9 protein-coding genes are annotated in these 15,103 nt (G+C 50.6%); 3 read left to right on the plus strand and 6 right to left on the minus strand.

The window, feature by feature from the left end; all coding sequences use genetic code 11:
- Nucleotides 1–105: 105 nt before the first annotated feature.
- The 6 genes from BM607_RS17345 to BM607_RS17370 form a co-directional block, all read right to left on the minus strand.
- Nucleotides 106–978, minus strand: a complete 873-nt coding sequence (locus BM607_RS17345; protein WP_071939956.1) for a hypothetical protein — start codon at nt 976–978, stop codon at nt 106–108.
- Nucleotides 966–2,186, minus strand: coding sequence for a hypothetical protein (locus tag BM607_RS17350; protein ID WP_063881770.1), 1,221 nt, complete (start codon nt 2,184–2,186; stop codon nt 966–968). The genes BM607_RS17345 and BM607_RS17350 overlap by 13 nt, the downstream gene beginning before the upstream one ends.
- 48 nt (nt 2,187–2,234) lie before the next feature.
- Nucleotides 2,235–2,888 (minus strand): hypothetical protein, encoded by a 654-nt coding sequence (locus BM607_RS17355; protein ID WP_071939957.1) that lies wholly within the window; start codon nt 2,886–2,888, stop codon nt 2,235–2,237.
- Nucleotides 2,888–6,562, minus strand: coding sequence for an ATP-binding protein (locus BM607_RS17360; protein WP_071939958.1), 3,675 nt, complete (start codon nt 6,560–6,562; stop codon nt 2,888–2,890). The genes BM607_RS17355 and BM607_RS17360 overlap by 1 nt, the downstream gene beginning before the upstream one ends.
- Nucleotides 6,563–6,921: 359 nt before the next feature.
- Nucleotides 6,922–7,542 carry a response regulator gene (locus BM607_RS17365; protein WP_071939959.1) on the minus strand — a complete coding sequence of 207 codons (621 nt, stop codon included), beginning with the start codon at nt 7,540–7,542 and terminating at the stop codon, nt 6,922–6,924.
- A complete protein-coding gene (locus BM607_RS17370; RefSeq protein ID WP_249269610.1) occupies nt 7,542–9,467 on the minus strand; it encodes a PhnD/SsuA/transferrin family substrate-binding protein in 1,926 nt (641 codons plus the stop codon). The genes BM607_RS17365 and BM607_RS17370 overlap by 1 nt, the downstream gene beginning before the upstream one ends.
- A 415-nt stretch (nt 9,468–9,882) precedes the next feature.
- Between BM607_RS17370 and dsrO the strand changes: the two genes are divergently transcribed.
- Genes dsrO through BM607_RS17385 form a run of 3 tightly spaced genes read left to right on the plus strand, consistent with a single transcriptional unit; the run spans nt 9,883 to nt 14,880 of the window.
- The gene (dsrO, locus tag BM607_RS17375) at nt 9,883–10,665 is read left to right on the plus strand and encodes a sulfate reduction electron transfer complex DsrMKJOP subunit DsrO (protein WP_012090239.1); all 783 of its coding nucleotides are present in this window, start codon (nt 9,883–9,885) and stop codon (nt 10,663–10,665) included.
- The gene (gene nrfD, locus BM607_RS17380) at nt 10,655–11,737 is read left to right on the plus strand and encodes an NrfD/PsrC family molybdoenzyme membrane anchor subunit (protein WP_071939961.1); all 1,083 of its coding nucleotides are present in this window, start codon (nt 10,655–10,657) and stop codon (nt 11,735–11,737) included. The genes dsrO and nrfD overlap by 11 nt, the downstream gene beginning before the upstream one ends.
- 35 nt (nt 11,738–11,772) lie before the next feature.
- Nucleotides 11,773–14,880, plus strand: a complete 3,108-nt coding sequence (locus BM607_RS17385) for a tetrathionate reductase subunit A (protein WP_071939962.1) — start codon at nt 11,773–11,775, stop codon at nt 14,878–14,880.
- Nucleotides 14,881–15,103 lie beyond the last annotated feature (223 nt).

The following is a 15,103-nucleotide window of genomic DNA, read 5'->3' on the forward strand; positions in this document are numbered from 1 at the left end:
AAACAATTAGAAAATCAACCTCAGTCTTAATGACTAAAATTCAACTTATAAAAGAATTTAAAACTAGATAATTACACTAACGCAGAGAGATGGCATGCGTGATGGCTAAATATATGGCACTAACACTAGTTCAAGCCCGTGAGCTAGCAGGTGTTGCTGTTTGATGCTAATACTGTGTTGAGTTAACCAAAAAGCTAATTCTTGCCAACGCTTTAAATCGGCATGCTGAAGATATTTGGTCTGTTTCGCTTGCTTGTCGAAATCATAGGTTGAATTAATTTGCCCAATGGCCAACAACTCGGCAGCAGCCGTCAGCGCAAGTTGCGGCACAAGGCAATGGGTCACCCCCATTAAGGTATGGGCGATTTGCAGCCCTGCGGGATCTAAGTCGGTAAAGGCGATAATCGGCAGCTCGCCTGCCATAGCTTGCAAAAAATGCCGCACACCAATCGGTGAATGATGACCGCTACCGCGGTAAATAACCATGAGGTTCGTTAGATCCTCAGGTAAACGCGCTTGATGGATAACATCAAACACATCCAAGTTTTCAAGCACTAAGATGGCTGCGACATCAAATTCACGACAATATTTTTGTGCTTCATCCAAAGGAATACGCAGCGAGGATAAAGCGGATATTGCAACAGGTGGCGATTGAAAGCCCAGAAACTTGAGTAACACATACTCGGCTTCTGGGCGGATCTTAGCGAGCTTCTCATTATGACTTTTGGCGGACATCGCCATGCGATCGACATTGAAATCCAGATCCCTGAGATCAAGTCCCATTAGCGCCAATACGCCTTGCCTTAACAGATCAAAGTCTTTGGGCGCGAAGCACAAATGCTTTTCAGACTCGTCTAACTCACCCACTTCTAACTCTCGGTAAATCGCGCGCCAGTTAGCCGTGAGCTTAACCTTGGGAGAACGCTTAATAAAAGCGTTCTCCAACAGCTGTAATTGTTGCTGGCCTAGGCGAGCCATAACTCAACATCGCGAATGATAAAGTTACCGCTATAGATAGGATGTGGCTCACCTAATGGCTCAAGCTCAAAATAAGCTTTGTGTTCATCGGGTAGGCCTTCGTAGCCGCCAATCACTTGATAAATCCAGCTCTCGGCTTCCCAAGGCAATGCCTTATCCACCAGATATTCCAGCGCAGATTGGCGCAGGCCAGACTCAATTACATCGACAAAATACTCATCCACCGCCTGTTTAAGCGGATTATCCGGCACATCGAAGTCTTCACTTTGGGTAATAGAAACGGACACATCATGCTCACGCACCGCCGCAATCACGGGGTGACGGCTGATGGCCTTGATATGCGCGACTATGCCCATCAACTCCAACTCTTGGCTGGCGTTGTGCACGTCTACTGCAGCAGGCGCGAGCAAGATTTCGGCGCGATTGAATAGACTCGGAATTTCCTTGTGGGACACATGGTCCGCAGGCCGATAATCCGGATGCAAGTCAGTGTAGAGTAACCAGCCCTTAAGCAAACGGGTACGGCCACGGATTTGCCTAAAGCGACCTAAGAGTTCGAGTAAACGCCCCTGCACTACGCTCAGTTCCTGGGCGCAGTCGCTCATGGTTTCCTGCAAAGTCGTCACTAAGAGTTTGCGCAGCTCTCGGATATCGCCGGCGATTTCGCCAAGCTCACTAAACTGGAACATCTCTAAGCCATTAAGCAATTCAGAGACTTGGCTTTGGGCTAATTCGTTTTCGCGGATCTTAGCGTTGATAGTACCGACATAACCAAACTCGTTGTTGATCCGACCCCAGAGCACACGAATCGAATAACGCAGACTGTCGGCAAAGCTATAAACATGCTCGCTCAAATCCGACAAATAGGCCTCGGCGGCGCTGTAATCTGAGCTGTGACGCGCTTCTTTGTAATGGTCGGCCAAGGTTTTAATGGTCGCAAGAGCCGAACCGACGTTAGAGTCGATTTGGCGATTACGCTCGTCACTTAAACCTTCTTCGAGCAAGGCACGCACAGAACGCTTAAGCCGCAGCTCCTGATCTGGCTCTGGCCGCCACAAAATGCCGGCCTGTTTGAGCTTTTCAACCACGCTTGGATCGTGGGCATCCTCGTTTAAGGAACCTGCTAAATAGGCGTCCATAATGATGTCAGCATGGCGACCTAACTGCTTGAGCAGCTTAACACCCGCCTGATGTAAGTTACTGCTCATCACGGCCTCCTTGGTCGCAGCTTTTACCTAGGTTTAACAGTGCCAACATTAGATTAAGTCCCGTTGGGTCGCCGTTTCCGCCTGCGCTTCTAGGCTTAGGCCTTCGGTTTCGTCGATAAACCGAATGACTTCATACAAATAATCCAGCTTGCCCGTGGCGATATAGATTTGCTTCTCCGCATTAGGGCGCACTAAATAGCCGAGTTCGACTAAGCGTTTGAAGACTAACTTGATTTGCGCATCGCTGTTGGTACTGGTCGAGCCAAATAAACGATATTGGCTGAGTTTGGCTAGCTGCTCACGAAACGCCGGCGTGTCTTCGATGCGGCTTTGCAGCTCAGTTAAACGCACTGGTGCACCTTCACTCAGCGGCGCATCTTGACCACTGGCCTCTTGCACTAATACCAGCCATTCCACCAGCGGGATAAGTGCCTGACAAATATCTTTAAACTGCGATGAAATCACTTTGCGCTCGCTATCGCCGAGCTGCAAATAACCGCAGAAGAACACATCACCTTCGGCGGCGGACGCTACGGTACGGTTGATCTGGTTTAAATAGCCTTCGACCCGCTCGCGGGTGCTGCTATTTTTAAGGGCGCGCCAGCCTTCTTCATTGGTGGTGCGGCAAATAAACTCACCCTTGAGTAACAACTCAATCAAAGCGCCAGTGCCAACTAATACGGTTTGGGTTGCATCACTCATTAGATGGCCTCCTTCGACAAACGCTTATTCAACATGTCTGCAATTGGGTTCACCTTTGGTTTTACCACCTGCAACTTCTTGGTTTGTTTGTTGATAATGTAACGGTTGGCGAACAAGTTCAGCACCTCAGACTCAGGATTCGGGAAGGCACCCAGCACACAAATGTTGTTGTTTTCGCAGGCGTCGAAAATCTTCTTCACGTTGGTATGGTGCAAAGTGCCCAGCTCATCAATTGGCCAGTGAATGGTCACATCGGCGCGTCCACGCAGCAAGCGCGTGAATGCCAACAGGAACTTACACAAAATCAGATACGCCATGCCGTGGCTTGAGGATTCGTTAAGCTGTCTGTCGGTGCGGATAATTAAGTCGCTGTTCCCTTCTTTAAGGCGCAGCTCGATTTCCAGCAACTTAGAGATGCCCCCCGTTAACGCGGCGCGGCCGATAATGTCTAAGGCGCGGCGCATACTGTTGGTGTAATCCTCATCGGGCAAGCCATTAAAACCGTCGTTTTTCCAGTGTTGATATGCTTTGACGAACTGCTCAAGTTCGGGCCAGAACTCCAACTCGCTGATGCGCGAACGAATACGCACAGCCGATTCAGACACGCCTTCGAGGAATAACTCTTCGCCCACTTCGCGGGTAATGCGTGCACTTTGGGAGGCGATGCGACGGTCGATATCGGCTAATACATCGTAGAACGCGGTTAAATCAACACCAAAACTTCGACCATTATCACGCAATCCTGTTATAGCTTGAGGCACTATCACGTTCAGCAATTGCCCAAGTTGTGGCACTAACTTGCGGTAATCCAACAGACGAATACCTTTATCGTTGATAAAGCTCGATTCTTCGCGGGCATGCTCCCAAAACTCAGCTAAACTAGAACCCGATTTACTGGCGATTACTGAGTCGAAATGCTCCACATATTGCTTCACCGAACCCATCAAGTAATCGCGTTTCAGCAGCAAATCTTCACCTTGGCGCAGACGCTCGCCTAGGCTACCTTGGGCTTCTTCATTATTGGTCGGCAACTTAAGCTCGGCGAGTTTACGCATTACGGCACGTAACTTCGTTAAGTTTTCGGAGGCTTCAACCTGCGCCGCATCGGACGCTTTACGCTCGGTTTCAAGTTGTTGACGGCGAGTCTTCACATCCTGAGTTTTCGCCTTAAGCTGTTGATCGATTTCCGAGACCGCGCGCTTCACATCGCTAAGCTGAGTTTGCAGTTTAGGTTTGCGCATCAGCCAAGTGTGTTGATACCAATCATCGAAACGCAGTACGTCACTACGACGCTGCTCAGCGCGGCTAATTTTGGTTTCTAATTCGCGGATCTGTTGCTTGAGTTTGAGGATATTATCCTCATCCACACCACGGGATTTAAGCTCGTTTTTGTACCAGGTCTCGCAGGCTTTCTGCTCGATTTTGGCACTTTCACGGCGGCCTTCAATGGTCGCTTTAATTTGGCCGAGTTGATTGTCGAGCGCGCCGATCACTTCCTGCCAATAGGCTTGTTTTTCCATGCGCGCTTCGAGCGCTTGCTCTTTTTGCTCTTCGAGCCAGAGTTCGTGCTGATGTTTAAGCTGTTTCAGCTCGCCATCCAGCTGGGTCAGTCTTTGTCCCGCATGGGCTTTGCGATCGCTCAATGCTTTGTTGATTTTATCTTGCTCACTGCGCTTTTCATCGAATAGGCGACGCAGATCGTCACGGCTATTTTTATACGCTGTGCGGGCAAAAGTAAGTTCACGGCTGAGATTATCCAACTCGCCATTAATCGCAACTAGCTGAGATTCGGCCTCGGCCTGCATTTCTTGGGCGCTAGTGTGGGCTTCTTCGGCTTTGCTTAACCGAATCCGCAGCTCTTGCTCGGAGGCGGCATATTCAGGCACATCGATCGCCTTAAGATCTAAATGCACACCAAAGAAAGCTTCGCTCGACTCACTTACTAAACAGGGATGTAAATCAGTGCGATGCAGTAGTTCAGGCGCGATCACTTTACCTAAACTTTGCTCCCAACCTTGGGCTTCCTTACGCAGAAACTCCAATAGGGTGTGGGATTGCGGGAACAGCATGTGGTGCAGTTCATCCAGCGCAGTTTGACGCTCGTTCACCCTTAAGGTGGCGATACGCAAGGCTTCGTTGGCTTGGTCGCGTTTGGCTCTGAGCTTGCGTTCATCGCTGCTTAAGCGTTCGACCTTGGCATTGCAGCTTTCTTGTTCTTCGTCGGCACGGTGAATACGTTCGTCGAAAATTGCTAGGCTCAGCTTTTCTTCTTCGGTGTAAGTCACACCATCGACACGTAATTTAAGTTCGGCGGCAGTGAGTTTGAATTGGTATTCCTGCTCGCTAAAGCTGGCCTTGCCCGCATCCATTTGGTTGCGCCATTGCAGCTCTAAGGCGTCGATATCGGTGCGCGCCACTTCGCGTTGCTTATCGCGGGCTTCGCGCTGCTTGTCTTGGTCGGCATGCAAACCTTCTAGCTCGCGGTTTAACTGCTCACCAATCTTACTGCGACGGGCATTGTAGGCCGCCTCGATATCTTGGTGCTTCTCGGTTTGCAGCTTGTGGCGTTCACTTAAGTTTTCAACATCGGTGCGCCAGTTTGGCAGCATCTCAAGATCGGCCTTAGCTTGCTCTATGTTGGCATCTAAAAAGGCGCTGTGCTGATCTTCAATGGCATCGAGTTCGTACTCGCACTTGGCCACATCGCCTTTGGCGGCCGATAAATCGAGGTTGAGCTCATCGCGCTGCTCTTTCCATTCATCGTCGAGCAATCTGAGTTTTAAATTCAGCTCTTTAGATAAGGTTTGCTGAATATCTTGGCGATCGGCTTCTAAGGTTTCATCGTTACGATAACCACGGGACAAGCTTGATAAGCGCAGTTCGGCGCTGAGCAGTTGGTTAAATTCTTGCTCGAGTTTTTCAAACTCAGGGCGAATGACTTCAAACCCTTGGATAAGTTGGCTTTCACGGATCCACGCCTCAACGCGCTGTGGATTTAAGCGTGAGCTGGGCGGATTAACTCCGTCTTCCTCTAAAATGGCGGCGATCATGGATTTGACCGTCTCCATTTTACCTTCTTTGGAGTGCACCGCTTTGGCGAGTTTTTCGATGTGGCGCAGGGAATGCTCGCCCTCACACAGGGCAAATTGGCGTGCATAGCCGCGTAGTTCGCTGCGGTTGCTGCCCGTGCTTAATAGGGTGCGATCGTTTTGAATAATGGCGCGATATTCGCGGGTGTTGAGCAAGTTAGTGGTGGCGATGCCGGCACGTTTTAAATCACGGCCTAATTCCGCCATGGTGTGGCACAGAATAGTGTCGCCATTTTGCGATTTAATATAATCGCTTAGCTCAAAACCTTTGGCGATAAAGCGATAGTTAACGCCCTTGCCATCGCCCGCCGAGGCCAGCACGGCTTGGTACAGTAAGCCATCGGCTTTTTGATATTCGTAAATGATGTAGCTTGAATCGTGTGGCAAGTACCAACGCTCGAAACTGTCGCGGGTCGAAGGCACCACGCGGCTTGGGTATTCGCCATAAAAAACAGGGACTAGACGTTGTAATGTCGTCTTACCCGAGGCGTTAGTACCACAAATGTTGGTATGGCCATTGAGGGCGAGTTCCACAACGCCCGGAAGGTGCGTATCAATCAGCACAATACGAATCAAGCTTGCCATTTCATTCCTTATGCAAACGGGAGCGTCTTATCTAAGCTGCAGAAGCCTTCTACAGGACAAAGCAAAACAATCCAAGAGGGCCACAGACCTTAAAAAAGCACTGTAAAAAGTGATTTTAAAATCATGACCTAAAAATAGTGCCCCTAAAATAAGGCAATCGCGGTGTATTGGCAATTAAGCGGCGCTGCACTAATGCCATGGCTCACAATCTTTACGCCCAGAATTGGGCCCAGAACTAAGCTCTTCTTTACGCCCAGAACTAAGCTACTAGCAAAGCCAATACTAACCGCCAATGATACGACAACTTAGCAAAAATAGGCGGCTAACAAAGCGGCAATTAGCGCAGTAAAAGGTAAATTTTAGCGGTTATCTTCAAGGCGCAGGCGATCAGCGATCCGGCTATAAATCAGCATCATTTCCGCCAGCGATCCCACTTGCATGCCTTTCATCAAATTGGCGCGGTGGATCTCGACCGTGCGCATGGCAATACAGAGGCTATCGGCAATCTCTTGGTTCTTCAGGCCTTGGGCAATCAGGTTGAGTATCTCCCGCTCCCTTGGCGTGAGCGCTTGATAAGTCTCAAGATACTGATTGTCTTGATAATGCGTTTTAGCATGTTCCAACGCTTTGACGACCGCTTCGGCTAACTTTGCGCCATCGGCGGGCTTTTGGAAAAAATCCACCGCACCGAGTTTGAGCGCTTCTACTGCCATAGGCACATCGCCATGGCCGGTCAAATAAATCACAGCTAACGGACTATTTTTGGCGACTAATTCGAGATGCAACTGCGGGCCGCTCAAGCCTGGCATACGCACATCGACCAGCGCACAACCCGGCAGAGTTAAGTCAACTGTGGTAAAAAAGGCTTCGGCGCTATCAAAGTCGGTGATCTTAAGGCCATAACTTTCGAGCATAAAACGCAAAGAACGACGCACTGAGTCATCGTCATCGATTAAATACACAGGTAACGCAAGACTCATTAAAGTGCTCCATTAGATTCAGGTTTACGCGGTATAGCCACCTGCGCTTGGCAACCGCCACCCATAGCGCTTTCTAGGCTAAACGTCCCGCCATGGCTCTCGGCAATATCACGGCAAATCACTAAGCCTAAACCTAATCCCTCTGATTTAGTGGAATAAAAGGCTTGCATAAGCAGGCTGGCGGCTTCGGTTAAACCCGTGCCATTATCCGTGACTGTCAGCAAGAGCGTGCATTCTTGGTAGCGAAGATCGATATCGATCGTCGGCGTGTATGGTTTTTGCGTGATGATCTGTTCGGTGCCACTGGATTCAAGCTCTAGCCGCTGAACACAGGCATCGGCGGCGTTTTTCAGCAGGTTAAGCAGCAACTGCTGCATGCCGACTTCATCGAGGGACTGTAAATAGGGTTCGCCGCTCACATTCACGGCAAGATTGATTTGATGTTGTTCAAACTCATAGGCGAGCAGCGGCACAGTCTCATTGACCAACTCATGCAAATACAAAGCTTGTTTCGATACAGGCCGTTTCTTCAACAGGTTGCGTAAGCGGCTGATAATGCTGTCGGCTCGCGTGACTTCCTGCTGGATAAGCGTCAATACTGATTGCAGTTCCTCAGGGCTAGTACCCCGCTGTAATCGCACTTCGGCGCCATGACAATAATGGCCAATCGCCGCCAAAGGTTGATTCAGTTCGTGGGAGAGACTCGCGCCAAGTTCGCCAGCAATCGCAATGCGCTGGGCATGTTCCAGTAGCGCGCGGTTTTCATTGAGCTGGCGCTGAGTGTTAATCAACTCGCGGCCGCGACGGCTAAAGCGATACTCCAACCAGAAATGGTACGCATTGAGCAGCACCAGAATCGCCAGCACAAACCAAGCCCATTGTTGATGTAACTTGACCCACTGCCACGCCCTTTGCCACCAAGGTGTTTGCAGGGGATGCATGTCGAGATCTTTAAGTAACTGATCGATCGCCAGCTGACTCACGGCCGTGGTCCAACCCGCAGAATCGGCCGTCTTAGCGGCGAGGTGATCTTCGGGCAGTGCCAGCAGCGCTTGGGTCACGCTTTTAGCTAGAGATTGCGAGGCGCGATTGGTCTTCGCCATGGACCAGTTGGGATAGAGACGAGTCGAGACTTGGCAATGAAATCCCACCGGAGTTTGGTTATCGAGCACCCGATAATGGCCGATATTAATCAGCCCTTCTGCCTGCATCTGCTCAAGCTGACACACAGGCACTACAGCCGCATCCAGTCGACTGTCTTTCGCCGCATCATTACCACTTTTTTGATCATCTAACTGATACAACAGATTATCTAGCGGGAATCCCAGCGGAATGATCTCACCCACAAAGCGAGGCAAATCTATGCCCTTTAGCTGCGCTTCGTACACTAAGGTCAAGTAACCGCCGAAGGCATTTTTCGACACTATACCGAGTCGACGTCCCTTGAGATCAGTTAAAGTCTGATAGGGTGAATCGGCGCGCACCACCAGCGCCGAACCCACTTGCATCGCCGCGCCATTATTTAACGGGCTACGCAGGGTTGCCAACCAAGTGAGAGAATATTGCCGCGCCAGCAACACGGATTGCCCTGGGTTGGTGATCACAAAATCGAGCCCTTGGGTTTCAACGCCCTTAGCGAGCTCATCAAGGGAGAGAGGATGTAACCTAAAGTAACTGTTGGGAATTTGGGTTTCGAGCCAACCCATTAACGGCTGCCAGCGGTTAATCGTCGCCTTATAACCGCGGATGGCTAACACGCCCACATCGACCACTTGATAACCGGGCTCTTCGGTAGCGACTGGCGCAACAACCTCTGCGTCCATTACATCCGAAGGCGCGCTTTGATTCTGCGGCTCGGCGGCAAACACATTTGCCGAAGCGAGCAAGTACGCTAACGCCGCGGCTAGTGTCATCCTTAAAATCATTCGTGTTGTCACCTTAGGTGCAATTTGCCCCTGAATCGATAACGGCCGCTTGAGCGACATCCCTGAGCTAAACACTGTTTTCATCATCCTAAATAACGTGAAGTGCAATCCTTTATCCCCAATCACTCAAATTCAACTCAAGCTCAAGCTCAAATCCAGTTAAAAGCAGATCCAATTCAAATTGGAAGCAGGCCAAACTTAAGTTTAAAAGCCGTAAACAATAAAACCCTATCATTTTGAAGGCTATTCTAACGGATATTTGTTGCGCTAGATCAAACCCACGCCTGATATGTGGAAAACCACTATAGTTATGCCGCCTCGCCTTTTACAGAATGCCTCTAAACCTCGCCATAAACCTTAACGCTAGGTCTATGAGCCAGTTTATTCGCCATCTGCAAGAGTGAAGGAAATCTGTATGGACAAGAGTAAACGTCAGTTTCTCGGCAAAATGGCCAGCGTCAGTGTTGGCGCCGCACTGATCCCTGTGGTGCAAGTGTATGCACAAGATGATAAGCGCAGCCCTCAAGTGCACAGTGCCAGCGAAGGCCAAGTGGGTAAACGTTACGGCATGGTGATCGATCTACGCCGCTGCGTGGGCTGCCAAGCCTGTACCGTCGCTTGCACTATCGAGAATCAACCGCCCCTAGGGCAATTTCGTACCACAGTGCAGCAGTATGAAGTCTCGCAGCAGGAAGATACCACGCCGCCCGCCTTTTTGATGTTGCCAAGGTTGTGTAATCACTGCGAAAACCCGCCCTGCATTCCCGTTTGTCCTACGGGCGCGACCTTCCAGCGCAAGGACGGCATAGTGGTCGTCAATAATGAATGGTGCGTTGGCTGTGGCTATTGCGTGCAAGCCTGTCCTTACGATGCCCGCTTTATCAACCACGATACTAATACCGCCGACAAATGTACCTTCTGCGCCCATAGGTTGGATGCGGGATTACTGCCCGCCTGCGTCGAAACCTGTGTGGGAGAAGCCCGTGTGATTGGCGATCTTAACGATCCCCACAGCCAGATAAGCCAACTGCTCGCCACCAATAAAACCGATATAAAGGTACTCAAACCCACGGCCAACACTTCACCGCGGGTGTTCTACATCGGCATGAGCAGTGCCTTTGTGGACAAGATTAGCGGCCAAGCCCCCGTAAGAACCTTACTTACCGATACTGGCGAGGAGATCCACCATGGTCATTAAAGAAATCTTTACCCCAGATATCGCCATTACTTGGCTACCTTGGGCGGTGCAATACTTTTTTATGATGGGTCTGGCCTATGCCAGTGTGTGGGTGGCGACAATACACTTGTTTAGTCACGCGAAACCCGATGACAGATTACTGAAGCTCTGCGCCTGTTTAATGTTAACCGCAGGCATAGTCGCCCCTATCGCCTTACTCGCCGATTTACACCAACCGCTGCGGGCTTGGCATTTCTATGCGCAAGTTCGCCCCGATTCGTGGATGTGGTATGGCGCCTTTTTACTGCCGATATTTTCGGGCAGCAGCGCGCTATTTGCTTGGCTGCTATTGCGCCAATATTTGCCTAAGCGCACCACGAACCCTGACTCAGATTGGGTGAGTAAAATAGGTCAATTACTGAGATTCGGTGATTGGAACAGTGACAAATTCATCAAGCCGATCGCACTCATCACGGCCCTGAGTGCCTGCAGTATTGCCCTCTACACTGGCATGGAAACCATGGCCATTAAAGCGCGGCCACTGTGGCATACCTATTGGCTACCACCTTTGATGGCGATGAGCGCCCTGCTCGCCGCCTGCGGCACTTTGGCGGTATTGAATCGACTATTAAAAGGCTACCAACAGCGCACCCAAGACAGCCTATTACTCTGGGTAAGAGCCAGCTTTGGTCTATTCGCCCTGTGCCTTATCGGCTGGGCGTTATTCGATAAGGGCTCGGCCCCTGAAGCCGCGTTATTGCTTGAAACCAGCCCAAGTTGGCAACTGGCTGCGATTTGGGTGCTAGTCACACTCGCCGTGCTGGCACTGATGCTCGCCATTCGTCACTTACCCAATGTGGCTATGATCGTCGTCAGCCTCACGGCCATTCATCTCGCGTGGGGATTTCGCTGGATAGTTCTCATCCAAGCGCAAACCGATCCTAAATACGGCGCAGGGACTTACCTCTATCAACTGCCTTGGGGACCCGAAGGACTATTAGGCATAGCCGGCACCTTCGGTCTCTGGCTGGCATTAATGGCGCTGGTCTCCGAACTTATTCGCCACACGCCTGCGGCAAAGCTTGCTCGCTGAGCACCCAATTAGTTTACAGAATGAAGGAGTCCATCATGGATAAGAGTAAACGTCGTTTTATCAAAGGGGCCGCTGTCACGGGTGGTGTGGGATTATTTACCGCGGGTTATAGTCATACGTTAGCGCAAATGGGCAAAGGTGTCGTCAATGGTACCTCGGGGAAATCGACCCAAGATCCGCTGCATGGCAATTCTTTAGCACCTGAATATAAAGTCGATTTACAGTCAGGTCAGCTGATCAGCAATGACGATCAGCGCGTCGCCAATACTATGTGCTTAGGTTGCTGGACCAAATGCGGCGTGCGCGCTCGTATCGATCAAAAAACCGATAAGATCATCCGCATCAGCGGTAATCCTTATCATCCACTGTCATCGCGCGAACATATCGATTTCGATACGCCAATCAAAACTGCATTTGTCGGGCTAAGCGCCTTTCAAGAACAAGGTCTACAGGGGCGTTCCACCGCCTGCGCTCGTGGTAATGCCATGTTAGAACAATTGGATAGCCCGCATCGTGTTACCCAATGTCTTAAGCGCGTGGGTAAGCGCGGCAGTGGCCAATGGCAGAGCATTAGCTTTGAGCAGTTGCTGAATGAAGTTGTCGAAGGCGGTGATTTATTTGGTGGAGGCCAAGTTGAAGGCTTAAGAGCGATTCGAGATATCGCCACGCCGCTCGATGCCAATAATCCGGAATACGGCCCTAAGGCCAACCAGTTACTGGTCTCGAACGCCTCCGATGAAGGCCGCGATGCCATTATCAAACGTTTTACCTTCAACAGCTTTGGCACGCGAAACTTTGCCAACCATGGTGCCTATTGCGGGTTTACCTACCGCGCTGGTGCAGGCGCTTTATTGGATGATTTGAAAAAATACGCCCACTTGAAGCCCGATTGGGACCATAGCGAATTTTTACTCTTTATCGGCACCTCGCCGCAGCAATCGGGCAATCCCTTTAAACGCCAAGCGAGACAACTGGCAAACGCGCGGGTGAATAACAGCAATTTCAGTTATGTGGTGGTGTCGCCCATGTTGCCCAATACCTCGAATCAACCTTGCGCGGGTAACAATACTTGGCTGCCGATCCGCCCCGCCACCGACTCGGCCCTCGCCATGGGCATGTTGCGCTGGATTATCGATAACCAGCGCTATGCCGCCGATTTTTTGAGTGCGCCCAATGTCGATGCCGCAAAAGCATCAGGTTACCGTGGCTTCAGTAACGCAGGCTTCTTGATAATCAGCGAGCCCACCCATCCAAGATATGGCCAATATCTCTTTGCCAGCGATCTTGGCTTACCTTTCGACGGCAAAGCCTATGGCGAGCAGGACTCGCAGTTGGTTGTCGATGCCGCGAGTGACAAGATAGTTTTGGCGAGCCAAAGTCAGAAAGCCAAGCTCGAAGTTAACCAAAACGTCGACACACCTAAGGGAATGATTGCGGTTAAATCTAGTTTCCAATTGTTAAGTGAAGCGGCGCATAGCTTCGAGATGGCACACTATGCCAAGGAGTGCGATATCAGCGAAGCGCAGATTATTGCCCTCGCGGATAAATTTACCAGCCATGGCACTAAGGCCGCAGTAATCTCCCACGGCGGCACAATGAGCGCCAATGGTTTCTATAGCGCGTGGGCGATCATGATGCTCAACGCTATGATAGGTAACATCAATTTAAAGGGCGGTGCATTAGCCTCCGGCGGTTCCTTCCCCGCCTTTGGTAAAGGTCCAAGGTATAATCTGCAGGAGTTTGACGGCATGGTCGAACCTAAGGGCGTATTCCTATCGCGCTCTAAATTCCCCTACGAGAAAACCTCAGAGTATCGCCGTAAAGTCGAAGCGGGCGAATCGCCTTATCCCGCTAAAGAGCCTTGGTTTCCGATTTCATCGCCCTTATTGGGCGAACATTTAACCGCAGCGGTGCACGGTTATCCCTATCGACTCAAAGCATGGATTAACCACATGGGTAATCCGATTTATGGTCAAGCGGGTTTAGGGGAAGCCATTGGTGAGCAACTGAAAGATCCTAAAGTGCTACCGCTGTTTATTAGCATCGACAGCTTCATCAACGAAACCTCGGCGCTGTCGGATTACATAGTGCCCGACACCTTAACGTACGAGTCTTGGGGCTGGACCTCAGCATGGCAAGGCACACTAACCAAAGTTGCCACAGGTCGTTGGCCGATTGTCGAGCCAAGAGTCGCGAAAATGGCCAGTGGTGACGTGGTGTGCATGGAGTCTTTCTTGAGCCAAGTGGCGATGAAGCTGCAATTACCAGGCTTTGGCGAAAATGCCGTTAAGGCCGCCGATGGCAGCTTACACCCGTTAACGCGCGCAGCGGATTACTCACTTTACGGCGCCGCCAACGTGGCCTATTTAGGTAAAGCCGTCGCCGATATCAACGCCGAGGACATGTATCTTAGCGGTGTAAGCCGCATTCAAAGTGAGCTCAACGCTAGACTCAAGCCAGATGAAGTCAAAAAAGTCAGTTACTTATTTGCTCGCGGCGGCCGTTTTGAAGAAATGCGCGGTGCACGCGATGACATGGGGAATCCGAGTAAAGTCTGGCCTAAACCTATGATGCTGTGGAATCCCGACGTCGGCAGTCGCCGCAACAGCCTAACAGGGGAATTTATGAGTGGTTGTCCGCGCTTATATCAACCCGCCTTGGCCGATGGCACGCCGCTCGATAAGGCGTTTGATAAATCACAGTGGCCATTACTGATCAGCAGCTACAAGTCCCATACCATGAGTTCTATGAGTATTGGCTCGGATCGTTTACGCCAAGTGCACCCTAATAATCCGGTGCGGCTGAACGAGAAAACCGCCACTCGCCTTGGGATCAGCACGGGCGACACGGTAAAAATCAGCACGCCTAACGGCAGCGTGATCGCTTTAGTGGAATGTGTTGCCGGAGTGCACCCAGACTGCATCGCTATCGAACACGGTTATGGCCATAAAGAACTCGGCGCGCGGGACACTGTGATTGACGAGATTAAAATCGTCGCCAATCCGCTGATCCGAGTCGGGATCAACATGAACGACTTAAATCTGTTCGATCCCAGTCGTCACGGCCGCTATCCGCTGGTAGACTGGGCAAGTGGCGCCTCGGCAAGACAAGGCCTACCCGCTAAGATTGAAAAACTAAGCTAACCGCCGAGCATAGATAACGCTTAAGAAGCTGCCCTTTGGCAGCTTTTTCTATGGCATTCATTCAACCTAACTAACCCGAATCGCATGCTAAAATTCGTTATCCGCTCTGCCGCTACGTCTGGTCGGGCTAAAACCAAAGCCTAGTCGAGCTAAAACCAAAGAAAAGTGATCTTCTTTTGCTCAATTTAGGTATATAGATCCCGATCACGTGTTTCATAGAAAT

Origin of the sequence: Shewanella sp. SACH, assembly GCF_001887095.2 — a bacterium.
GTDB classification, from domain to species: Bacteria; Pseudomonadota; Gammaproteobacteria; order Enterobacterales; family Shewanellaceae; genus Shewanella; species Shewanella baltica.